Source organism: Alcaligenes sp. RM2 (assembly GCF_052931795.1).
Map to the genome: position 1 here is coordinate 637508 of NZ_JBRFIO010000001.1, position 21227 is coordinate 658734.

A 21227-nucleotide genomic window follows, 5' to 3' on the forward strand; every position below is an offset into this window, starting at 1 on the left:
CATCAGCGACTGAGCTGGCCCATTTCATAGGCGTGGGTCAGCAATTCGGCGGCGACAGCCACGGCAATAATCGAGGGGGCCTTGCCCTTGATACCTGGCACGCCAATGGGGCAGACCAGTTCCTGAATACGGGATTCGGGCATGCCGCGTTGCTGCAAGCGGCGCTCGAATTGACGACGTTTGGTCATGGAGCCGATCAGGCCCACATAGGCCGTATCGGGCCGGCGCAAGATCTTTTGGCACAGAGCCAGATCGAGGCCGTGATTATGCGTCATCACCAGAAAATAGCTATTGGTCGGGGCTTGTTCGATCAGCGCATCGGGGATGTCGGTAATTTCCAGGCTGACATTGCTGGGTACCTGAGCGGGAAACAGTTCAGGGCGTTCGTCAATCCACAGAACCCGGCATGGCAGGGTGCCCAGAATCTGCACCAGTGCCTCGCCCACATGACCGGCCCCAAACAGCAAAATAGTCAGGGGCGGGGGCGGCAGCTCCTCCATCCAGACGCCTTGCGAGCCGTCGTAGTCCAGCCGGGACTCATCCACAATTGAAGGGCTGTGTATATCAACCTGCTTATTGCCGTCTGAGAGCAATTGTGAACGGCGGCTGGTCGCCTGACCGGCCCGCACGGCGCTATCCAGCTCTTCCAGCCAGCCCAGATCCTCGGCACCCAGGGTTTCGTACAGCAAGGTAACGACCCCGCCGCAACATTGGCCCAGACTGGGGCCCAGCGGCAGGCGGCTCATGCTCCAGCCGGGTCCGGAGGACTGACTGAGCATGACACGTGCCTGTTCTGCCGCTACCCATTCCAGGTGCCCGCCACCAATGGTTAACCACTGCTCAGTTTGGCTGAACAGCATGGCCGTGCCCGTGGTGCGCGGGGTGGAGCCTTTGGCAAGCGCCACCGAGCACAAAACCAGCCGCTCGCCCGCTTTCACACGGGCGAGGGCAAGAGAGGGCCAGCTACTCATTTCGCTTTGCGAATAGCCGCAACAGCCCGCATGACGGCTTCCGCAGTCGCAGGTGCGTTCAGCACGGGCTCAATCTGGTAGTTGCCTACACTGGCAACCGCATCACGGATCGCGTTAAAGACGCAGAACGGTAGCAGCAAAGGCGGTTCGCCCACGGCTTTGGAGCGGTGAATCGAATCCATGGCGTTGCGGCCATCGAACAGATTGACGCGGAAGTCCATGGGGCAGTCGCTGATGGCCGGGATCTTGTAGGTCGACGGTGCATGCGTGGTGAGCTTGCCTTGAGCGTTCCAAACCAGCTCTTCTGTTGTCAGCCAGCCCATACCTTGAATAAAGGCGCCTTCAACCTGGCCAATATCCAGGGCCGGATTGATGGATTTGCCCACATCGTGCAGCACGTCAGCACGCAGAAGACGAGATTCCCCGGTCAGCGTGTCGATCAGCACTTCAGCGACGGCAGCCCCATAAGAGAAGTAGTAGAAGGGGTTGCCCTTCATGACTTTGGAGTCCCAGTGCAGGCCGGGGGTGGCGTAAAAGCCGTCGGACCACAGCTGGACGCGGGCCTGGTAGGCGTGCTCAACCAGTTGAAAGAAGGGCATGGTCTGGCCGCCGATCTGGACCTGACCCCGCTCGAATTTCACGCTGGACTCTTCCACCGAGAAGAGCTGGGCAGCTACCGTCGTCAGACGCTGGCGAATCTGGTAGGCCGCATCCTGGGCGGCTTTACCGTTCAAGTCCGTACCTGTGGATGCCGCCGTGGCCGAGGTATTGGCCACTTTGGTGGTATCGGTGGCCGTGACCCGGATGTGCTCCAGATTCAGGCCCAGTTCATGGGCTACCACCTGGGCCACCTTGGTGTTCAGGCCCTGACCCATTTCCGTGCCACCGTGGTTCACCAAAACCGTGCCGTCACGGTAGACGTGGACCAGAGCACCAGCCTGGTTGAAGGCGGGTACGTTAAAGGAAATACCAAATTTCACCGGGGTCAGTGCCAGACCCTTTTTCAGTACCGGGCTGCTGGCATTGAATTCACGGATTTGTTCACGGCGCTGACGGTATTCGCTGGTTTCCTCCAGCTCGGCCACCAGTTCGTGAATGACGTTATCGACCACGGTCTGGTCGTAAGGCGTCACATTACGGTCTTTTTTACCGTAGAAGTTGATGCGGCGTACATCCAGCGGATCTTTGCCCAGGCGGCGGGCAATGGTGTCCAGGGCCACTTCCATCACCAAGGCCCCTTGCGGGCCACCAAAGCCTCGGAAGGCTGTGTTGGATTGGGTATTGGTGCGACCGCACAGCGCGCTCATGTCTACATCAGACAGGTAGTAGGCATTGTCAAAGTGGCAGATGGCGCGGGTTGCCACGGGGCCGGACAAGTCGGCGGAAAAGCCCGAGTTGGCGGTCATGTCCAGACGGGCACCCAGCAGGCGGCCTTCGTCGTCGTAACCAATATCGTATTCATAGTAGAAACCGTGACGCTTGCCGGTAATCATGAAGTCGTCGTCGCGGTCCAGGCGCAGCTTGATCGGGCGCTGCAGCTTGACGGCAGCCACACTGGCCACGCAGGCGTACAGAGCCGATTGAGATTCCTTGCCACCGAAACCACCGCCCATGCGACGGCATTCCACGTGTACCTTGTGCGCGCCAACGCCCAGACAGTGGGCAACCAGCTGCTGCATTTCCGAAGGATGCTGGGTGGAGCACCAGATATGCACGGCGCCGTATTCCTTGGGCACGGCGTAGGAAATCTGGCCTTCCAGGTAAAACTGTTCCTGACCATTGCACTGGAAGGTGCCTTGCAGGCGGTGTGGAGCCGATTCCAATGCTTTTTTGGCGTCGCCTTGTTTCAGGCTCATCAGGGGCAGAACACCGGCGTTCGCGGCCTTGGCTTCTTGTGGAGTCAAGATGGCAGGCAGCTCTTCGTAGGTGATCTTGCCCAGGCGCGCGGCACGGCGTGCCTGGTCGTGGGATTTCGCAATAACCGCAAAAATGGGCTGGCCAAAGTAATGCACCACGCCATCGGCCAGAATGGGGTCGTCATGCAGAATAGGGCCACAATTATTTGCGGCGGGAATGTCGGCAACCGTCAGGACGGCAATGACACCGGGCGCTTGACGCACAGCTTCCAGATCCACGTCCAGCAAACGGGCATGGGCTTTTTCCGACAGGCCCAGCGCAATATGGGCCGTGCCCTGCAATTCAGGCAAATCATCGGTATATGTGGCCGTGCCGCTCACGTGCAGGTCTGCCGACTCGTGCAGAAAGGACACGCCGACTCGTTGAGCCGTGGCGGTGTTCAGGTGGTTGATATTGTCAATTTTCATCACAAAGTCTCCAGGCTGGCTTGAGCTCGGTGAAAGACATTCAGCTGGGCGGGACTCAAAGCGTTTTCAGGGTGGGTTTCCAGGAAGAAGCGGTACAGCAAATTGGCCGCACTTTGATTGCGGTATTCGCTGCTGGCACGCATATCGCTCAGGGCCTGATAGTCCTGTTGCAGCGCCTGCATGGCAGCTTGTACGTTTTCTTCGTTCCATTCCTGGCCTTGCAGCACTTGTTCGGCATGGCTGGCACGTTTTGGAGTGGCAGCCATACCACCAAAGGCGATGCGAGCCTGTTTGACGATCTTGCCATCCAGTTCCACCGCAAAGGCGCCGCACACGGCAGAAATGTCCTGGTCGAAACGCTTGGACAGCTTGTAGGTACGGAATTGCCATTGTCCCTTGTTGCGTGGGACCAGCAGGCCTTGCACGAACTCGCCCGGTTCCATGGCGGTTTTCTGGTAGGCCAGATACAGATCTTCCAAAGGCAGCACGCGCTCGACTGCGCCTTTGCGCAGCACCACACGGGTACGCATGGCAATCAGGGCGGGCATGGAGTCGCCAATGGGCGAGCCGTTGGCCACGTTGCCGCCCAGGGTACCGGCGTTGCGGATAGGGAAGGAGGCAAAGCGTTGGCGCAGTTCTGTCAATTCGGGGTGGTCTTTGATCAGGGCGTCAAAAGCGTCGTTCAACAGCACGCCTGCACCGATATACAGATCGTCCTCGGTGGTTTTCAGTTCGCGCAGCTCGGCCACCTGACCGATATAGATCAGATGCGGCAAATCGCGGAATTGCTTGGTCACCCATAGGCCGATATCGGTGCTGCCAGCCAGAATGCGGGCTTGCGGATATTGCTCGCGCAGCTGGGCCAACTGGTCCAGCGTGCGGGGGGCGTGGAAGGTCTGGCCCTGGTATTCATAGGCCAGCATGCCGTCCTGACGAATGGCACGCAGCTTGTCTTCAATGGATTGGCGATCCATGCTGACAGCCGGATAGCTGTGCATGGCCTTGGCCGCATCAATAATGGGGCGGTAGCCGGTACAGCGGCACAGATTGCCCGAGAGCACATCGTCGATCTGTTCCCGGGAAACCGGGCCGTCTTCGGGCGAGTGCGTCATGTACAGGCCCCACAGCGACATGATGAAGCCGGGCGTACAAAAGCCGCACTGGGCACCGTGCCAGTCCACCATGGCTTGTTGCACGGGGTGCAGGGTGCCATCGTCCTGGCGCAGATCCTCAATAGTGTAGAGCACCTTGCCGTCCAGCGTAGGCAGCAGCTGGATACAGGCGTTTACGGCACGCAATTGCAGTTGATTGTTCTGGTCCAGTTCGCCAATCATGACCGTGCAGGCGCCGCAATCACCCTCGGCACAGCCTTCTTTGGTGCCGGTGCAGTGCAGATCCTCACGGATATACTGTAAAACGGTTCGCGTGGTCGGGGCCTGAGCCACTTCCTGTACTTCGCCGCGATAAATAAAACGAATTGGTCTTGTCTCCATGATCTCACTCGACTGGTTTTTTACGGATCGAAGATAGCATTTGCTTAGGATGCGAACATTTGCTTGGAATGATGTTCACTATATAGGCGTATGAGTGTCTACACCGATCAACGAGGCGGGCCAGCGCTTGTATTATTTAAACCATGCCAAAATTACGAGAACAACTAGACCTGCATTTGCTGCGGGTATTGCAGTCGCTGCTCAAAGAGCACAGCGTCTCGCGTACGGCTATCCGCTTGGGTATGTCCCAGCCAGCCGTTAGCAATGCCTTGCGGCGCTTGCGCGAAATCACGGGCGATCCGATTTTGTTGCGCGGTAAAAAGGGAATGGTGCCTACCGAGCGCGGCCCCTTTTTGCTGGCACATGCCACGGAAGCTCTGCAAGCTATCGAGCGAATTTCTGCCGCGGCAGAGCCTATGGATCCCAGTCAGTCTACCCGCGTTTTCAATCTGGGCGCGCCGGATTATCTGGACGGCGCTTTTATCCCGGATATTGCGGAGCGGGTGCGTCGTCAGGCGCCGCAGGCCCGGCTGGTGGTCCATACCATCAACCCGGATCTGGATTACGTGCAGGCCCTGGAAGAGGGCGAGCTGGACGTGGTGATCGGCAACTGGCTCGAGCCCCCTGAAAAGCTGCACCTGGCGCGTCTGTTTGATGACGAGGTGGTCTGTATGCTGGGCCGCCATCATCCCTTGGCGCAGCGTGGTCTGTCCTTGCAGCACTATCTGGACATGCCGCATCTGGCCCCTTCGGCCCACGTGACGGACAAGCGCGGCTTTATTGACGGTTGCCTGGCCGAGCAGGGCATCAGCCGTCACGTACAGATGGTCGTGCCGTATTTCGGCCTGGTTCCGGGGATTTTGAGTCGCACGGACATGGTGTTCACCACGAACCGCCAGTTTGCCGAGTACTATGCCCGCATTCTGCCAATTACCGTGTTGCCTTGTCCGGTTCATTTTCCACTGATGCGTTTTTACCAGCTGTGGCATCCGCGCACGCATAATGCGGCAGAACTGCTGTGGTTCCGGCGTTGCATTGCCCAGGCCGCAGGCAGGTTGGATGGATTATCAGAGGGAACTCCATGAGCTTGAGTATTGATTTGAATTGCGACATGGGCGAGAGCTTTGGCCCCTGGGGCATGGGCCATGACGAGCAGGTGATTCCGTGGGTGACGTCGGTAAATATCGCCTGTGGCTTTCATGCCGGAGATCCGGGCACCATGCGTCAGACGGTGGCCCTGGCCCTAAAGCATGGTGTGAAGCTGGGCGCACATCCCGGCCTGCCGGATCTGGCTGGTTTTGGTCGCCGGGTGATGGCGGTTACCCCCGAGCAGGTGTATGACATGGTGGTGGTGCAGGTGGGAGCCCTGGCTGCCGTTGCACGCACCCAAGGTGCTGCTTTGCATCACGTCAAGGCACATGGTGCTCTTTACAATATGGCCGCCCGTGATGGGGCCTTGGCAAAAGCCATTGCCCAAGCTGTGGCCGATATTGATCGCAGCCTGATTCTGTATGCGCTGGCAGGCAGTGTGCAAGTGCAGGCCGGTCGTGATGCGGGTTTGACGGTGGCTCAAGAGGTGTTTGCCGATCGCAGCTATCAGGACGATGGCAGCCTGACCCCTCGTCAGCAAGCTGGCGCCATGATTACCAATGCCGATCAGTCCGTACAGCAAGTGATGCAGATGATAGAGCAAGGCACCGTTACCAGTCTGTCGGGTAAAACGGTGCCTTTGTCTGCTGATACCTTGTGCCTGCATGGGGATCAGGCGGGGGCGGCCGAATTTGCGCAGCGTTTGCATCAAGCCTTCGAGCAAAGCGGCGTGCGCGTTCAGGCTGTCTGATTACTCCTTGTGTTCAGGCAGGTTGCGGCGCGCGGTATCGGTGCTGGCCAGTTCTTCCAGCTCCTTGGTACTCATGGTGTTGTACATTTCCAGCGATGCCCCTTTCAGACTGGCTACCGGAGTTTCTCCGCGTTTGGCGGACAAGGCTGCACCGGCAGCTTTTTGTTGGGCTTGAGATAAAGCAGGCATGAAGCACCTCCGTTAAAGAAAAGTGGTCACGCCTTTAGTGTGCCAAATGAAAAAGACGGCAAAGCAAGCAAATGTGAGGCTTGTTTGCCGTCTTGAACAGACGCCGGGGGGATGACCGGATCAGGATACTTTTCGTTTCTGAATCAGATACATAGCCATACCAAAAACCAGACCCCAGAAGGCGCTGCCGATATTGAGCAGACTCATGCCTGACGCAGTGGTCAGAAAGGTGACCAGGGCGGCGTCACGGGTGTCTGGGGCTTCCAGCGCCATGTGGATGCTATTGCCTATGGTACCCAGCAAGGCCAGACCGGCAATGGCCGCAATCAGTTCGGTTGGGAAGGCGGCAAACAGGCTGACCACGGTGGCACCAAAGATACCGGCGGCAAAATAGAAAATCCCGGCCCAGACACTGGCGCGATAACGCTGACGCGGGTCCGCATCCACTTCGGGAGTCATGCACAGGGCGGCGCTAATGGCGGCCAGATTGTAGGCGTAGCCACCGAAGGGGCCAAAGATCAGGCCCACAATCCCGGTCCAGCTAATGACGGTGGAGTTGGGCGCATCGTAGTTATGCGCCTTCAATACAGCCACGCCCGGAATGTTCTGCGAGCTCATGGTGACGATGAAAAAGGGAATGCCCACACCAATGAGTGCCGTCCAGGAAAACTCGGGCCAGACCAGCACCGGCGTGGCGGGAGTCCAGCTCAGAATTTCCATTTTCAGCAAACCTTGCAGGGCAGCAATCGTGACACCGGCCACCAGTGCCAGCGGCACGGCGTAGCGAGGCGACCATTGGCGCACCACCAGAAACACAATGAACATGCTCAGGCACAGCAGCCATTGGGTTTGCATGGCACCAAACAGGTCCAGGCCAAAGCGCAGCAAGATGCCGCCCAGCATGGCACCGGCAATGCTGCGCGGCATGTACTGCATCAACTTCTGAAAGCTGCCGCTAAGACCGCAAATGGTGGTCAGCAGGGACGAAAACAGGAAAATGCCCACGGCCTGGGACATGGGCAGGCCCACCAGACCCGTGGCCAGCAGCGCTGCGCCAGGTGTGGACCAGGCAGTCAGAATTGGAATCTTGTAGCGCAGCGACAGACCTGCCGACAGCAGGCCCAGACCAATACCCAAAGACCACATCCAGGAGCCCAGCTCGGCGGTGTTGGCACCGGCCGCTTGAGCGGCCTGAAAAACAATGGCAGCAGAACTTGTGTAGCCCACCAGCACGGCAATCAGCCCCGCCGACATGTGAGAAATCTGGAACCAACTCAACAAGCGCTGCAGATATCCGGGGCGGGACAGGTGTGTGGAAGACATGGATGCGTGTGGTGAGGGTAGTAGGGACTTAAGAAGAATGGGTTTGGCTCAAGTAACGGCTGGGGGTTTCGCCCAAAATAGATTTGAAAACGGTAATAAAGGCACTGATCGAGGTGTAACCCAATTCCCTGGCCGTGCTCTTTACGGACATTCCCGAACCCAGTTTTTGCAGGGCCAGCATAATCATGAATTGTTGCCGCCAGCGCCCGAAGCTCATCCCTGTGTGTTTTAGCATATGTCGGGCCAGGGTGCGCTCACTCATGGCCAGTTCTTTTGCCCAGTCGGCCATTGTAGGGCGCGAGTCGGGCTGTTGCAGCATATGTTGCGCAATCGTCTGCAAAACTTTGTCCTCGGGCACCGGTACATGCAGCTGCCGGGTGGGCATTTGATTCAAGGTTTCCAGCAGCACCAGTGCCAGACGGTGCGTCTGGCTGCCCGGCTCGTAATGGGGATTCAGATCACTTAAATGAATGATCATCTCGCGCACCATGGGGCTCAGGTCCAGGGTGCTGCAGTGATCGGGCAGTTCATCCAGGCCGGGCTGTATGTACAGGAAATGAATCAGGGCCTGATCGTCGGCGCGGGCACGGTGACGGATACCCACCGGCACCCAGACGGCGCACAGCGGCGGCACCATCCAGTAGCCCTGGTCGGTTTGCAGGGTGACGGAGCCATATTGCGTCATGATCAGCTGTCCATTGGGATGGGTATGCAATGGATTTTCAGTATTGCTGCCCATCGCCATCTTGATGCTGAAAATAGGCCCGCCCTGCGGATTGGAGCTAAAACTCATGCTTTGTCTGGTTTGAGGTATAAGTTGTCATAATATCCTGTTTGCGTCGGCATCGAAACAGGATAGAGTAGGGTTTTCACCTACTGGCTACACTTCATGTCCCTCTCTCGACTCTCCTGGCTCTCCCACCCCTTACTGGTGTTGATTGGCGTCTTGCTGATTGCCGGCAATCTGCGAGCCCCGATCACGGGTATCGCCCCCTTGCTGGAGCTGATCCAGGCAGATCTGTCTCTGTCGTCCACGCAGGCTGGCTTGCTGACCGCCATGCCCTTGTTCATTTTTGCGGTGATCTCCCTGCTGGCCGCCTCCATGGCGCGGGTGGTGGGCTTGTCCCGTTCCTTGTTTATTGCTTCCGTACTGATTGCGGTAGGTGTGGTGGTACGTATCCTGGGCGGCACGATAGAGCTGTTTGCCGGTATCGGTTTGCTGGCTATCGGGATTGCCTTGGGTAATGTACTGTTGCCTTCTCTGGTGAAACGCCATTTCCCCATGCGTATCAGTTTTGTGACGTCGCTGTACGTTTTGTTCATGGGTCTGGTCGCGGCGTTCAACTCCGCGATGGCGGTCCCGATGGCGGAGTGGACAGGCCAAAGCTGGCGCTGGTCGTCCCTGATGGTGGTCGGTGTGATGGCATTGGCTAGCGTAGTTGTATGGGCTACCCAGTTGGGAGCGGATCGACGTGCGGCACAAAATACGCCCACTGGCGCGGCAACCAGTTCTTCGGTGTGGCGTTTACCCCTGGCCTGGCATATCACCCTGTACATGGGTTTGAACTCGGTGGCTTACTACATGATTGCCAGCTGGTTGCCTGTGATGCTGGTGAACTATGGCTTTGAGCCGGATCATGCGGGCCAGATTCATGGTTTGATGCAGTTGGCTACCGCCGTACCGGCCTTGCTGCTGATGCCCGTGTTGAGCCGTGTGCACGACCAGCGTGGGGTGGCCTTGGCGGGTGCCTTGTTGCAGACCCTGACCTTTGTGGGCTTTCTGGTCTTGCCGTCCTGGTCCTTGCTGTGGGCGGTGCTGTTTGGCTTTGGTAGTGGCAGTGTTTTCCTGATTGCCTTGGCCTTGATTGGGGTACGTTCTACGTCTACTTCGCAGGCGGCGTCCCTGTCGGGTATGGCGCAGTGCATGGGCTATTTGCTGGCCGCGTTTGGGCCTCCCGCCATGGGCGGTTTGCATGACCTGTTCAATAGCTGGGGCTGGGCCTTGGGCTTGTGCATTCTGGTCAGCTTTGGAATGGGCTACGCCGGTTGGTTGGCGGCTCGCCCCGCAGCAGCAAGCAAAGCCTGAGCTGAATTGCTGAAAGCCAGGTAGTCGGACCTTCGAGAGAGGGCCAAACGAAAGCGGCCTGTAATTGAAATACCCTTAGGGGCATCCAATTACAGGCCGTTTTGTTTTTTGGGTTACTAGAGTTCAGTTTTGCAAAGGCTATTCCTGTGTTCAGTTTCTGTCGCCTACGACAAAATTGCCTGCTCCGAGTCACCCGTTCTGAGGTCTGACTATTCTTTAATGCGCAGCGAAATGGTGTGCAAGGCCAGGCCACCCAAGGCCAGCAAGGCACCTACCCAGGCGGTCGAAGTCCAGCCCCAGCCAGCGGCAATCGTCAAACCACCCAACCATGCACCTAGCGCATTGGCCATATTGAAAGCCGAGTGATTCAGCGCAGCCGCCAGTGTTTGGGCATCACCTGCCACGTCCATCAGGCGAATCTGCAAAGCGGGGCCCAAGGCCACCAGGGTGCCAATCAGCATGATGTTCAAGGGGCCAAGGATTGGATGGTGGGCCGTGATCATGAACAGCAAGAGCACGCCGGTAGCCCAGATCAGAACCAGGCGAATGCTGCGATCCAGGTAGCGGTCCGCATAACGGGCGCCCAGTAAATTGCCCAGCACCATGCCAACGCCAAACAAGGCCAGCACGACAGGGATGGCGCTGACCGACAGGCCCGCCAGTTCCATCAAGGTGGATTTTACGTAGCTGAACACCGAGAACATGCCACCAAAACCAATTGCGCCTATGCCCAGCGTCAACCAGACTTGCTTGCGCTTCAGGGCCCCCAGTTCGCGCAAGGGGCTGGCCAGCGTATTGGCGGGGATGAAGGGCACAAAGCGCAGTACCAGTCCCATGGTCAGCAAGGCGATCAGGCTGACGAAAGTAAAGGCCGCCTGCCAGCTCAGCCATTGTCCCAAGGTGGTAGCAATGGGTACGCCCAGTAAGGTAGCGACTGTCAGACCCAGCATGACGTAGGCCACGGCCTGTGCACGGCGATGCGGGGGCACCAGACGAGCGGCTACCAAGGCGGCAACACCAAAGTAGGTGCCATGCGGAAAGCCGGCCAGAAAGCGGGTGATCAATACGGTTTCATAGCTGGGGGCAATCACGGTCAGGAAATTGCCTACGGCATAAGCGCCCATCAAGGCTATTAACAGACGACGCCAGGGCCAGCGTGCGCCCAGTACGGCCAGTACCGGAGCGCCGATCACCACGCCTAAAGCGTAAGCGCTGATCAAGTGGCCTGCGGTGGGAATATCGATACCCAGATCCTGGGCCACATCGGGTAGCAAACCCATGATGACAAATTCGCCGGTGCCGATGGAAAAACCGCCCACAGCCAAGGCCAGAATGGCCAGTAAAACCTGGCGGGGGGATAAGGAAGAGTGCGAAGAAGACAAGATAAACGCCTGAGAATCAAGAAGGGCAGTGTGTCCAACCCGTAAGAGGCCTTATTGTCGCGCAGTCATGGGGCAAGGCTCAAGATTTCTAAGGACGGAATAGGGTCATGTAACTGTAGGGAATTGAAGATCTTTTTAAGTTTTTAATTCTTATTACGTCCTAGCACAAATTAATTTATCAAGCTATAGCGTCAGCCCTAAACAACGTATGCAGATTTTTTTTAGTTTTTTATATAGAATCACGGTATTGGGTGTTTTGTATCCAATCATTTTCCTGTGGTAGCTTTCCCCTGATTTTGCAAGAAATCGGGGGTTTTTTTTATTCTGATTATTTTGGATTTCAATCATTAGTGCATTGAAAGTCCAATGCCAAAGCGGCTTGTCAGCTTGACAGGCGGGCATGTCGGACGAAGTGGCGTCGCAAGGATAATTCATGAATGGGCCAGTGCTGGTTTGCACTTGGCCCATTATTTTTAGCTCGATTTTATCCAGATTTGATTCATTTTTATTTAATCGCGTTTTATCGATTCTAATTATGTCCGGTCATATTTGGATTGGAGATTTGCCCTCGAAAATTCTGGATGGGTGCAGAGATGCTTGCCAGAGTTAAGAACGTCTTTTTGTGCCGTCTATGAGATTTTGTCCGGCTTAATAAAAGAATCAATTTTGCCGATTTACATAATGTTTATGGTATTGCAAATATAAGAGTTATTTATATCTCATTATCATATATCTGCTGATTAAAGCCGATCTTGAGAACTGAGCTCAATTGAGTTTCACGCTTATGAAGATAAATGGAATTGAACTGTACGGACGAAATAGAGCGTTCAAATTGATCGTGTTGATGTTTGGGTTTGTCACTATGCGCACGACACTTTGTTTCAGGGCCTGATCGCTTAATTGACCTGCTAGCTGAGTAGAAATATTCTTTGATATGACCCGAATGTTTAGTGTGGTTAAACGCATTCAGGGTATTGACCTGATAAAAATTTATTTTTAATTGCAGTTTGTGTCCGAATTTTTACATGATGGGAAGTGGAAAAATATGACGCTGATCTGTTGGGGCTGAACGACGGGGATGGTTTGACATTTGACCATCTGGTGTTCAGTTTTTCTCCCTTGTTCGCTGGCTGGTCTGGGCGGGCGGCTGCGTTAGAATCACTTAGGCAGCACCGTAAAGGAGGTGGTCATGAAAGTTGCATTGGGCCAGATGGCCGTATCCAAAGATTCGCAGGAAAACCTGAGCGCTTGCCTGGGTTTGATCGAACAAGCCTTGCGCTCCGGCGCGCAGTTACTGGTTTTGCCTGAAGGTGTGCTGGCCAGAAATGTGGCCGACCCTGAAGTGGTCCTGAAATCCGCACAAGCCCTGGATGGGGAGTTTGTCAGCCGACTGAGCGCTGCCACCCGTGATACTGATTTAACTGTGGTGTTCTGCATTCATACCCCGGCCGGAGAAGGCAAGGTTTGGAACACCTTGGTGGTGCTGCGCGATGGCCAGGTACTGGCGCATTACAACAAGCTTCATTTGTACGATGCCTTCTCGGTACAAGAATCACGCTATGTACAGCCAGGTACAGAAATCCCCGCCTTGATTGATGTGGCCGGTTTCAAAGTAGGTTTGATGACTTGCTACGACCTGCGCTTTCCTGAGCTGGCCCGACGCTTGTGCGTGGACGGGGCGCAAGTCTTGCTGGCGCCGTCGGCCTGGCTGAAAGGTCCCTTGAAGGAACACCACTGGCGTGTGCTGACGACGGCTCGCGCTTTGGAAAATACGGCCTATATGGTGGCCGTCGGTGAGTGTGGTGAACGCAATATTGGCCAAAGTCTGGTGGTGGATCCCTTGGGTGTGATCGTGGCCCAGGCGGCAGAAACTCCCACATTGCTTTTGGTTGATCTGGATCGGGAGCGTTTGGCTTATGCCCGTCGCATTTTGCCCGTACTGGAAAACCGTCGCTTTGCTCCGCCCGAACTGGGCTGAACTAGTGGGGTTCAGCCTGCTTTTCTGAATGTCAGATTGACCCGGCCTGTGCCCCATACCGGATGGGCCGGGCCCTCCAGTCTGCGTACCCCATGGAAATTCAATCTGGATGGCCCCCACCAGACCAGCACATCACCATCGCGCAGTCGCAGGGTACGCACCGGGTCGCTGCGTTTTGCGCCGCCCCATAAAAACAAGGCCTCACGTCCCAGGGAGACCGAGACAATCGGGTGCTGCAAGTCGCGCTCGTTTCTATCCTGATGCAAGGACATATGCGCCTGCTCGTCGTAGTAATTGATCAGACAGGTATCGGGTTGAAAAGGGCCCTGGCCCGACTCCTGGGCAATGTGCGTTAATAGTTCCTTGAATATGGCAGGCATGGCGGGCCAGGCCAAACCGCTTTGCGGGTCCGTGGGGCTGTAACGGTAGCCGTGTTCGTCCGATATCCATCCCAGGTCGCCACAACTGCTTTGTGCGGCCGACATACGATGCCCTGAGGGAACCTGCATATGCCGCCAAGGAACGCTGTGCACCAGTTCTTGAACCGCCTGTGCCAAGCTGGCGGCATAGGGCAGGGCCAGCCCCGGAAGGGCGATCAGGCCGGTATCCAGAGTCAGGACCTTGCCGGGAACGGGATCAAACAGGGAGAGCGTGGACATGCGCGATAGGGCGAATAAAGCAGTGACCAGAGTATAGTAATCGGGATTGTATTTTTGCGACTTCCCAGTAGAGGTGTCTATGGTCGAGCTGCTGATTCCACAACGTCAACACAGCATTGGTGCATTTGAAGTGGGGCGCGTTCTGCCCTTTCGCCAACGGCGTATGGTGGGGCCTTTTATCTTCTTTGATCGTATGGGGCCACAAGAGCTGACGGCACCTGTAGGGACAGAAAACGATGTGCTGCCACACCCGCATATTGGCCTGTCTACCGTCACCTATTTATTTGAAGGTGCCATGACACACCGTGATAGCCTGGGCGTGGAACAAGAGATTACGCCCGGCGCCTTGAACTGGATGACCGCTGGTTCAGGCATCAGCCATTCCGAGCGCTTTGAGCCCATGCGTACCCAAGGTGGCCGTATGGATGGCATTCAGGCCTGGGTGGCTTTGCCGGAACATAAAGAAGAGCAAAACCCCGATTTTGTGCATTACGAGGCCGAACAACTGCCTTTGATTCAGGACACGGGCCTGGAAGGTCGCCTGATAGCCGGATCGGCGTTGGGCCTGTGCAGCCCTGCCAGTGTGGCCTCACCCTTGTTCTATATGGAACTACGAGTACAAGCGGGCCAGTCTGTCCCCTTGCCAACCGGCCATGAAGAGCGCGCCATTTATATCTGTACGGGCGCGCTGGAGGTAGGCGCTCAACGCTATTGCGCCGGTCAGATGCTGGTCTTTGCCAAAGGCGACAGCCCTCGCATCCTGGCCGAGCAAAACAGCCATTTGATGCTGCTGGGCGGCGAGCCCCTGGGACCACGCCATATCTGGTGGAACTTTGTGTCCTCGCGCAAGGACCGTATCGAGCAGGCCAAGGACGATTGGCTCAATGGTCGCATCAGCCTGCCCCCACTGGACGATGAGCAGTTCATCCCTTTACCTGCGGTGTAATGCTCTTTACGTCGATGGTGGAGGTGTTTGACCTTGTACGTGGACCGTGACCTCATGGTGAATCGGAGTGTTGATGGAGCGGGCAATAAAGCAGTATTCACCTACGCGATCGTGAAGCGATTTGGACAAGGCAAGGTCACTGTCCGGTGTGATCGTGACGAAGGGGCGCAAGGTAACACTCTCGAATTGCCCAGCCCCGTTGGCCTCTTCAATCATGATGCCGGTAGGGTGGTCTTCATAGGCCGTGACCACAATGCCGGCTTCTGCCGCTATTCCCAGGTACCAAAGCATATGACACTGAGCAATCGATGCCAGGAAAAGCTGCTCTGGGTTCCAGCGGGCTGGGTCGCCTCGAAAGGCAGGGTCTGAGGAGGCAGCAATGGTCTCCAGGCCAACTGCCATCACGTCGTGGTTACGTGAGTAGGAGCGAAGGGTGCGGGTGCCGCTTCCGGTGTTGCCGGTCCAACTGATCAACAGTTCATAGTGGTGCGTTTTCATAGCTCTGCTCAGGCAAAGTGGCAAGGAGCCACAAGAGTAGCAGCGGGGGGCAATCGTACATACAAAAAAAAGCCCTGGAAAGAATCCAGGGCTTTGAAGGCTTGCTCATCAGGCTGGTGGATTTGCCTGTATCCGCTCTATGAGCAGACTGGTTTTTTGATTGATGAGCAAGCCGGGCAAACGGAATAGTACCGCTTGCGCAGAATGTTTAGGAGGCCAATTGTACGGACTGGCGTCAAGCGAAACAAAAAAGACCAGTTTGATAGCAGGGCTATTTCAAATTGGCTTATAAGCATTGATTGGCGCTGCTTATCCATCAATCACGGGCAGGAATGTTCAAGCCGCGTTGTACTGCCGGGCGGGCCTGAAACTGGGCCAGAACACGGGCCACATTCTTGAACTGCTCGTACTCCACAAGCTCGCCTGCGCCGTAAAAACCGATCAGGTTGGCAATCCAGGGGAACAGGGCAATATCGGCGATGGAGTAGCTGTTGCCCACCATCCAGTCCTTGCCATCCAGATGCTTGTCGATCACGCCCAGCAGGCGCTTGGATTCGTTGACATAGCGGTCGCGGGGGCGCTTGTCTTCAAAGTCCTTGCCAGCAAATTTGTGGAAGAAGCCCAGCTGACCAAACATGGGGCCTACGCCACCCATCTGGAACATCAGCCATTGCAGGGTTTCATAGCGTTGGGCCGGGTCTGCAGAGAGCAACTGGCCGGTTTTTTCTGCCAGGTAGATCAGGATGGCACCGGACTCGAACAAGGCCAGCGGTTTATTGCCGGGGCCATTGGGGTCCAGAATTGCCGGGATCTTGTTGTTGCTGCTGAGCGAAATAAATTCCGGGCTGAGCTGATCGTTGCGCTCAAAGCTGACCAGATGTGGCTCGTAAGGCAGGCCAATTTCTTCCAGCATGATGGATACCTTGACCCCATTTGGAGTGGGCAAGGAATACAGTTGCAGGCGTTCGGGGTGCTGGGCCGGCCATTTGCCGGTGATGGGGAATGCGGAGAGATCGATTGTCATGACGTCCTTCACAATGGGGTGTAGAGGAATTCTTGATAGTAGCAAGCTGTACGGAGACGTACCGTCGCAGCCCGCTCCCCAGTAAGGTATTTGTTCCTCTTAGCGGCTGCGCGGGCGCAAGGGGTCCAGCAAGGATTTCAGGCCATTGTGATCCAGCTCGTGCATCAGGGCCAGTAGCTGCCCTAGCCGCCCGGAAGGAAAGCCTTCACGGGCAAACCAGTTCAGATAATGTCCCGGCAGGTCGGCCAGCAAGCGACCTTTGTATTTGCCGTAAGGCATGGTGGTATTTAACAGGGCAAGCAGGTCGTCGCTGGATTCAAGCATGGGGGCTTAACGCAGATGGTCGGCAAAGAAAGCTAGTGTACGTTCCTGAGCCAGTTTGTAGGACGCTTCGTGAAAATCGGGGCGATGATCGCAGCCAAAACCATGCCCGGCAGGTTCGTACACGTAAATGGCCACATCCTTTTGCGCGTCTTTAATGGTCTGAATGGCGCTGGCAGGGATGGAGTGATCCTGGGCACCAAAATGCATTTGAACTGGAATCCTGGGCTGTTCCTGGGCGTTCTGGGCAATTTGCGAACCATACCAGCAACTGGCGGCTTTCAGGCCTTGCAAGCGGCAGGCGGCCAGCCAGCTCAAGGAGCCACCCCAGCAATAGCCGACAATACCAATCTTGCGCGAACCCAAGGCGTCCACGCAGGCCTGAATATCCAGCAGGGTCTTATCAAGCGCAATGCCGTTGCGCAGTGCCAGACCTGCTTGCACGTCCTCGGCGGTATAGCCCAGCTCTACATTTTTCTCTTGCCGGTCGAACAGGGCGGGAGACAGGACACGGTAGCCTTGCTCGGCAAAGCGTTCGCAGGTGTTGCGCATGTGTTGATTGACACCAAAAATTTCCTGCAACACGATCAAGCCGCGTTCGGCCTGTTCATCGCCTGCGACATAGGCTTCGAAACGGTGCTGGTCTGCGCTGGTCAAGCTAAGCGTACTCATGGCGTGTCCTTTAGCTGTAAAACAATAATTCTCTCTTATAACAGTCGCCCGTACTGGGAGGCCAGCCTCAGGACGGTTACAATCCACCCAGAACGGCGGGGGTGTCTGGCTCTCGCCCAAGCCCCTCCTACTTCAATGGAATAATGATGCGTGACGTGCTAATGGACAGTCTGTTCTGGACGATTGTGATGCCCTGGTTCTTGTTTTTAGGGCTATTTCTTGTTCCCAAGAAACCTTCCTGGTTGCGAAACTACGCCTTTCCCGGCGTGTTTATTGCAGTAGGTTTGGGTCTAGTGGCTGGGGTGGCAGTCGGTGTGGGCATTTTCAGCATCGTGCTGGGCCTGATCGCCTTTGCCGTGTGCTACGAAAAGCCGAAAGCCAGCGCCTGAGTCAGGGGCGAACGGTTTGATGAAAAACCATCGCGGCGTGCTGCCTGCGATGGTTTTTTTTGTCGCCGGGCCGCCCCAAGGCGTAGCGTGGAGGGGGGCTTCAGCCGTCGACTGGCTCGGCAGGCGTATCCAGCGTCAGCAAGTAAAAGGCGACATCCAGCCAGCGGCCAAATTTGAACCCCACTTCCTTGAAGGTGCCCGCATGGGTGAAGCCCAGGCTTTGATGCAGATGGATACTGCCCGCATTGCTGGCATCAATACAGCCTACCAGGGTATGCACATTGGCCAGACGGGCACGCGTGATCAGCTCTTGCATCAGAATCTTGCCCAGCCCTTTGCCGCGGTGCTCCGGGTGCACATAGACACTGTGTTCCATGGTGTATTTGTAGGCGGGAAAGGCGCGGAAGGTGCCCCAACTGGCAAAGCCCATCAAGGTTCCTGCATCGTCAATGACGCCGACCACGGGAAAGCCGTTGGCGCGTTTGGTGGCAAACCAGCTCACCATGGCTTCGGGCGGGCGTGGCACATAGTCGTATAGCGCGGTGGAGTTCACGATGGCGTCGTTCAGGATCGCCAAAATAGCGGCTGCATGCTGCTCTTCATTGCAGTCTATAAAACGCAAGCCGCTTTCGCTGTCTTTCATTGATCCTTTCCTGTCAGGGGGAAGACCAGGGCTTCGTCGCCAATCGCGACGAGGTACTTGGCGGTCCGGGTGTATGGATGGCTACAGCTCAAGAGCGCTCGCTCTGGCCTATCGTGTGGCGTATTTTATTCCACTCTATTGGGTTTCTCATGGGAAATTCCCATTAAGAAAATGCCGTGATTTCCCCTGGTTTGAAGCCCTGGATTCTGGCATCCAGACCTACGCCTCAGGAAAAGAAAAACGCGCAGCCTGGGCTGCGCGTTTTTTGCACTCTTGCTGCCTAGGTCAAGGCTGATCTGCTTGCCTACGCACCCATGTCCAGCAATCAATCGTAGCGAGCGGCGATATTGCGTTCACCAATGGCCAGACCCGTGGTCATCCCCAAGCCCGTGTGCATAACCGTCACTTGCGTACTGCCATCGGCCTGCAAGACAGAAAATGGAGCCGGGCCCTTTGCACCGTATACCCCTTGCCAGCGTTGCAGCACCTGCACCGGGCAACCCAGCACGGTTTCTGCCAGAGCCAGCAAGTACTGGTCTGTTTCTTCCTGGTTGAAGGGGCTGGCTTGCTGGCCGTAGTCGTGCGAGTCACCAATAATCAGATCCCCGTCCGGGGTGGGGCTAATCAGCAAATGAATGCCTTGATCCAGCAGGACGCCATGACGTTGCTGTACTTGCTCGCGCAGTGTGTCTGCCAAAGGCAGATCGCTAAAGGCACCATAGTGCAGGCAGGACAAACCTGTCAGCAAAGGTCGGTCCAATGCCCAGCCTGCGTCCTGTGCACGCACTTTCAGCATTTGCAGACGTGTCACCGACGGTTTGACGGTATCGAGCAGTTCGCGATGCAGACTGCTGTAGTCGTGACCGGGGCACACAAAAATGCTGTTGGCGGTGAAGTTGCCCACGCTGCTGTGTACCTGCCCCTCTTGGGCATAGTGCACATGCGCTTGGGTATACACATCCACGCCCATGGCTTGCAGGCTGCTGGTAATGGCGGGCAGGGCGTCGCGCGAGTAGATCTGCAAATCATCCAGACCTTGCAGCGCGCCGTGGTGATGCCCCAGACGGCCTTCAAAGAGTGTCGCCAGTTCCTTGCCGCTGAGCATCTGGCAGGCCACGCCTTCGTCCTTGGCACGGCCTTGGGCAAAGTCTTCCAGCAGTTCCAGTTCCAGGTGATTGCGTGCCAGGACCAGCGAGCCATTGCTGCGCACATGAAAGCCCGCTTGTGCCGCCAGATCCAGCCACAGACCTCGGCTTTGGCGTGCCAGTTCCATCATGATGCCCGGCGCCTGACCGGTCACCAGTACCTGACCAAAATTACGTATGGTGGCGCCTTGGGCCTGGTGGCTGCGCTCGAGCACAGCCACGCTAAGCTTGCGGCGGGCAGCCGCCCAGGCATGTGCCATGCCCAGGATGCCGCCCCCCACCACGATGACATCGTAGTGTTGTGTGCTCATTACTTCTTGGCTTCCGATTTACCGTCGTAACGTTTGGTCCACTCTTCGATGATGCGCTCGCGGTTTTCAGCGGCCCAGACGAAGTTGTTGTCAATCAGACGCTGGTTCAGGTCTGCTGGCAGGTGCGGGTTAGCCGTGGCGATAGAAGGGATGGCCAGCACGGCAAAGTTGGTCTTGTACAAGTGGTTGGCTTCTTCGCTGGCGGAGAAGTCAGCCAGTTTCTGCGCGGCTTCCAGGTTCTTGGTGCCTTTCATGATGGCAGCGGCTTCAATTTCCCAGCCCAGGCCTTCTTTGGGGAACACCAGTTCCAGCGGAGCGCCTTCTTCTTTCAGACGAGCGCCACGGTAGTCAAAGGACACGCCAATCGTGTATTCGCCAGCGGCAGCCATATTGCAAGGCTTGGAGCCGGAGTGGGTGTAGGCACCGATGTTCTTGTGCAGACCATCCATGAAGGTCCAGCCTTTTTCTTCACCAAACAGTTGCAGCCAGGCGCTCACGTCCAGAAAGCCGGTGCCCGAAGAAGCGGGATTTGGCATGACGATCTTGCCAGCGTACTCGGGCTTGGTCAGATCTTCCCAGGATGTGGGCATGGGCAGCTTGTTCTTTTCCAGCTCAACGGTGTTCACGCACAGGGCGGCGGCAAAACCGTCCATGCCAACCCAGCTGGGTGGGTTGTTTTGATCGCGCATTTTGGCGTCGATCTTGTCCAGACCCTGCGGGGCGTAAGGCTGCAGCATGTTCTGGCTGGCCATCAAGCCCAGCGAGGAGCCGGCCAGACCCCAGACAGCGTCAGCCTTGGGGTTGTTCTTTTCAGCCAGCAGTTTGGCGGTAATGATGCCAGTGGAGTCACGCACCCACTGGATCTTGATATCGGGGTTCTTTTTCTCGAAAGCAGCCTGGTAAGCCTTGAGCTGATCGGCTTCCAGCGCGGTGTAGACGGTCAGGGTCGTAGCGGCTTGAGCCAGGGAAGCGGCGCCCATCAAAGCGGCAGCCAAGGAGCTCAGAACAATGGTTTTCATGGAGAAGTGTCCTT

The 21227-nt window shown here is 56.6% G+C and carries 21 protein-coding genes; 6 read left to right on the top strand and 15 right to left on the bottom strand.

The features are described from left to right. Positions 1–2: 2 nt before the first annotated feature. The 3 genes from xdhC to xdhA are packed head-to-tail and all read right to left on the bottom strand — an operon-like array spanning position 3 to position 4788. A complete protein-coding gene (xdhC, locus tag ACU6HM_RS02895) occupies positions 3–971 on the bottom strand; it encodes a xanthine dehydrogenase accessory protein XdhC (protein ID WP_324575768.1) in 969 nt (322 codons plus the stop codon). Further along, the gene (gene xdhB, locus ACU6HM_RS02900) at positions 968–3295 is read right to left on the bottom strand and encodes a xanthine dehydrogenase molybdopterin binding subunit (RefSeq protein ID WP_446763321.1); all 2328 of its coding nucleotides are present in this window, start codon (positions 3293–3295) and stop codon (positions 968–970) included. Before xdhB ends, xdhC begins: the two co-directional genes overlap by 4 nt. Then, entirely contained in the window at positions 3295–4788 is a 1494-nt protein-coding gene (xdhA, locus tag ACU6HM_RS02905; protein ID WP_446763322.1) for a xanthine dehydrogenase small subunit, read from the bottom strand. Before xdhA ends, xdhB begins: the two co-directional genes overlap by 1 nt. Before the next feature lie 143 nt (positions 4789–4931). Between xdhA and ACU6HM_RS02910 the strand changes: the two genes are divergently transcribed. After that, complete coding sequence (locus ACU6HM_RS02910; protein ID WP_021446486.1) at positions 4932–5873, top strand: LysR family transcriptional regulator; 942 nt, start codon at positions 4932–4934, stop codon at positions 5871–5873. Continuing rightward, positions 5870–6628, top strand: a complete 759-nt coding sequence (locus tag ACU6HM_RS02915) for a LamB/YcsF family protein (RefSeq protein WP_250755838.1) — start codon at positions 5870–5872, stop codon at positions 6626–6628. Before ACU6HM_RS02910 ends, ACU6HM_RS02915 begins: the two co-directional genes overlap by 4 nt. On the opposite strand, the gene ACU6HM_RS02920 is transcribed toward ACU6HM_RS02915, so the two are convergent. The 3 genes from ACU6HM_RS02920 to ACU6HM_RS02930 form a co-directional block, all read right to left on the bottom strand. Continuing rightward, positions 6629–6817: a DUF3008 family protein gene (locus ACU6HM_RS02920; RefSeq protein ID WP_009458869.1), complete on the bottom strand. Its 189-nt coding sequence runs from the start codon at positions 6815–6817 to the stop codon at positions 6629–6631. 120 nt (positions 6818–6937) lie between these two features. Further along, entirely contained in the window at positions 6938–8140 is a 1203-nt protein-coding gene (locus ACU6HM_RS02925; RefSeq protein ID WP_051359096.1) for a benzoate/H(+) symporter BenE family transporter, read from the bottom strand. A 28-nt stretch (positions 8141–8168) separates the two neighbouring features. Continuing rightward, positions 8169–8933 carry an AraC family transcriptional regulator gene (locus ACU6HM_RS02930; protein WP_009458871.1) on the bottom strand — a complete coding sequence of 255 codons (765 nt, stop codon included), beginning with the start codon at positions 8931–8933 and terminating at the stop codon, positions 8169–8171. A 96-nt stretch (positions 8934–9029) separates the two neighbouring features. Between ACU6HM_RS02930 and ACU6HM_RS02935 the strand changes: the two genes are divergently transcribed. Next, positions 9030–10226, top strand: a complete 1197-nt coding sequence (locus ACU6HM_RS02935) for an MFS transporter (protein ID WP_031231938.1) — start codon at positions 9030–9032, stop codon at positions 10224–10226. A gap of 209 nt (positions 10227–10435) precedes the next feature. Here ACU6HM_RS02935 and ACU6HM_RS02940 read toward each other — a convergent pair whose 3' ends face one another. Beyond that, the gene (locus ACU6HM_RS02940) at positions 10436–11608 is read right to left on the bottom strand and encodes an MFS transporter (RefSeq protein WP_009458878.1); all 1173 of its coding nucleotides are present in this window, start codon (positions 11606–11608) and stop codon (positions 10436–10438) included. A 1189-nt stretch (positions 11609–12797) separates the two neighbouring features. Between ACU6HM_RS02940 and ACU6HM_RS02945 the strand changes: the two genes are divergently transcribed. After that, on the top strand, positions 12798–13586 hold the full coding sequence (locus ACU6HM_RS02945) for a deaminated glutathione amidase (RefSeq protein ID WP_026483468.1): 789 nt from the start codon (positions 12798–12800) through the stop codon (positions 13584–13586). 11 nt (positions 13587–13597) lie between these two features. On the opposite strand, the gene ACU6HM_RS02950 is transcribed toward ACU6HM_RS02945, so the two are convergent. Next, positions 13598–14245, bottom strand: a complete 648-nt coding sequence (locus ACU6HM_RS02950) for an alpha-ketoglutarate-dependent dioxygenase AlkB (protein ID WP_446763323.1) — start codon at positions 14243–14245, stop codon at positions 13598–13600. 79 nt (positions 14246–14324) lie between these two features. Between ACU6HM_RS02950 and ACU6HM_RS02955 the strand changes: the two genes are divergently transcribed. Further along, complete coding sequence (locus ACU6HM_RS02955; RefSeq protein WP_060185233.1) at positions 14325–15191, top strand: pirin family protein; 867 nt, start codon at positions 14325–14327, stop codon at positions 15189–15191. A 6-nt stretch (positions 15192–15197) separates the two neighbouring features. Here the strand turns inward: ACU6HM_RS02955 and ACU6HM_RS02960 are convergent, their stop codons facing one another. The 4 genes from ACU6HM_RS02960 to ACU6HM_RS02975 all read right to left on the bottom strand — a co-directional run bounded on the left by ACU6HM_RS02960 (position 15198) and on the right by ACU6HM_RS02975 (position 17706). Beyond that, positions 15198–15689, bottom strand: a complete 492-nt coding sequence (locus tag ACU6HM_RS02960) for an OsmC family protein (RefSeq protein WP_247966698.1) — start codon at positions 15687–15689, stop codon at positions 15198–15200. A gap of 316 nt (positions 15690–16005) precedes the next feature. Continuing rightward, positions 16006–16713 (bottom strand): glutathione binding-like protein, encoded by a 708-nt coding sequence (locus ACU6HM_RS02965; RefSeq protein WP_009458889.1) that lies wholly within the window; start codon positions 16711–16713, stop codon positions 16006–16008. Positions 16714–16812: 99 nt separating this feature from the next. After that, complete coding sequence (locus tag ACU6HM_RS02970; protein WP_003799391.1) at positions 16813–17037, bottom strand: DUF3820 family protein; 225 nt, start codon at positions 17035–17037, stop codon at positions 16813–16815. 6 nt (positions 17038–17043) lie between these two features. Next, a complete protein-coding gene (locus tag ACU6HM_RS02975; RefSeq protein WP_446763324.1) occupies positions 17044–17706 on the bottom strand; it encodes a dienelactone hydrolase family protein in 663 nt (220 codons plus the stop codon). Between the two features lie 146 nt (positions 17707–17852). Here ACU6HM_RS02975 and ACU6HM_RS02980 point away from each other — a divergent pair, with 146 nt between their 5' ends. Beyond that, positions 17853–18095 carry a hypothetical protein gene (locus ACU6HM_RS02980; protein ID WP_223254053.1) on the top strand — a complete coding sequence of 81 codons (243 nt, stop codon included), beginning with the start codon at positions 17853–17855 and terminating at the stop codon, positions 18093–18095. Positions 18096–18195: 100 nt separating this feature from the next. Here the strand turns inward: ACU6HM_RS02980 and ACU6HM_RS02985 are convergent, their stop codons facing one another. From ACU6HM_RS02985 to ACU6HM_RS02995, 3 genes are all read right to left on the bottom strand, one after another. Then, on the bottom strand, positions 18196–18738 hold the full coding sequence (locus tag ACU6HM_RS02985; protein WP_060185230.1) for a GNAT family N-acetyltransferase: 543 nt from the start codon (positions 18736–18738) through the stop codon (positions 18196–18198). Positions 18739–19063: 325 nt separating this feature from the next. Beyond that, positions 19064–20194: a TIGR03364 family FAD-dependent oxidoreductase gene (locus ACU6HM_RS02990; RefSeq protein WP_021446490.1), complete on the bottom strand. Its 1131-nt coding sequence runs from the start codon at positions 20192–20194 to the stop codon at positions 19064–19066. Next, positions 20194–21213 carry a putative 2-aminoethylphosphonate ABC transporter substrate-binding protein gene (locus tag ACU6HM_RS02995; protein ID WP_035272329.1) on the bottom strand — a complete coding sequence of 340 codons (1020 nt, stop codon included), beginning with the start codon at positions 21211–21213 and terminating at the stop codon, positions 20194–20196. Before ACU6HM_RS02995 ends, ACU6HM_RS02990 begins: the two co-directional genes overlap by 1 nt. Positions 21214–21227 lie beyond the last annotated feature (14 nt).

Bases quoted from the DNA above. Each gene is read 5' to 3' on its own strand.
- xdhA (WP_446763322.1), bottom strand. From the start codon at position 4,788: ATGGAGACAAGACCAATTCGTTTTATTTATCGCGGCGAAGTACAGGAA.
- ACU6HM_RS02910 (WP_021446486.1), top strand. From the start codon at position 4,932: ATGCCAAAATTACGAGAACAACTAGACCTGCATTTGCTGCGGGTATTG.
- ACU6HM_RS02985 (WP_060185230.1), bottom strand. From the start codon at position 18,738: ATGAAAGACAGCGAAAGCGGCTTGCGTTTTATAGACTGCAATGAAGAG.
- ACU6HM_RS02935 (WP_031231938.1), top strand. From the start codon at position 9,030: ATGTCCCTCTCTCGACTCTCCTGGCTCTCCCACCCCTTACTGGTGTTG.
- xdhB (WP_446763321.1), bottom strand. From the start codon at position 3,295: ATGAAAATTGACAATATCAACCACCTGAACACCGCCACGGCTCAACGA.
- ACU6HM_RS02920 (WP_009458869.1), bottom strand. From the start codon at position 6,817: ATGCCTGCTTTATCTCAAGCCCAACAAAAAGCTGCCGGTGCAGCCTTG.
- xdhC (WP_324575768.1), bottom strand. From the start codon at position 971: ATGAGTAGCTGGCCCTCTCTTGCCCTCGCCCGTGTGAAAGCGGGCGAG.
- ACU6HM_RS02980 (WP_223254053.1), top strand. From the start codon at position 17,853: ATGCGTGACGTGCTAATGGACAGTCTGTTCTGGACGATTGTGATGCCC.
- ACU6HM_RS02975 (WP_446763324.1), bottom strand. From the start codon at position 17,706: ATGAGTACGCTTAGCTTGACCAGCGCAGACCAGCACCGTTTCGAAGCC.
- ACU6HM_RS02990 (WP_021446490.1), bottom strand. From the start codon at position 20,194: ATGAGCACACAACACTACGATGTCATCGTGGTGGGGGGCGGCATCCTG.
- ACU6HM_RS02950 (WP_446763323.1), bottom strand. From the start codon at position 14,245: ATGTCCACGCTCTCCCTGTTTGATCCCGTTCCCGGCAAGGTCCTGACT.
- ACU6HM_RS02930 (WP_009458871.1), bottom strand. From the start codon at position 8,933: ATGAGTTTTAGCTCCAATCCGCAGGGCGGGCCTATTTTCAGCATCAAG.
- ACU6HM_RS02925 (WP_051359096.1), bottom strand. From the start codon at position 8,140: ATGTCTTCCACACACCTGTCCCGCCCCGGATATCTGCAGCGCTTGTTG.
- ACU6HM_RS02995 (WP_035272329.1), bottom strand. From the start codon at position 21,213: ATGAAAACCATTGTTCTGAGCTCCTTGGCTGCCGCTTTGATGGGCGCC.
- ACU6HM_RS02960 (WP_247966698.1), bottom strand. From the start codon at position 15,689: ATGAAAACGCACCACTATGAACTGTTGATCAGTTGGACCGGCAACACC.
- ACU6HM_RS02965 (WP_009458889.1), bottom strand. From the start codon at position 16,713: ATGACAATCGATCTCTCCGCATTCCCCATCACCGGCAAATGGCCGGCC.
- ACU6HM_RS02945 (WP_026483468.1), top strand. From the start codon at position 12,798: ATGAAAGTTGCATTGGGCCAGATGGCCGTATCCAAAGATTCGCAGGAA.
- ACU6HM_RS02915 (WP_250755838.1), top strand. From the start codon at position 5,870: ATGAGCTTGAGTATTGATTTGAATTGCGACATGGGCGAGAGCTTTGGC.
- ACU6HM_RS02955 (WP_060185233.1), top strand. From the start codon at position 14,325: ATGGTCGAGCTGCTGATTCCACAACGTCAACACAGCATTGGTGCATTT.
- ACU6HM_RS02970 (WP_003799391.1), bottom strand. From the start codon at position 17,037: ATGCTTGAATCCAGCGACGACCTGCTTGCCCTGTTAAATACCACCATG.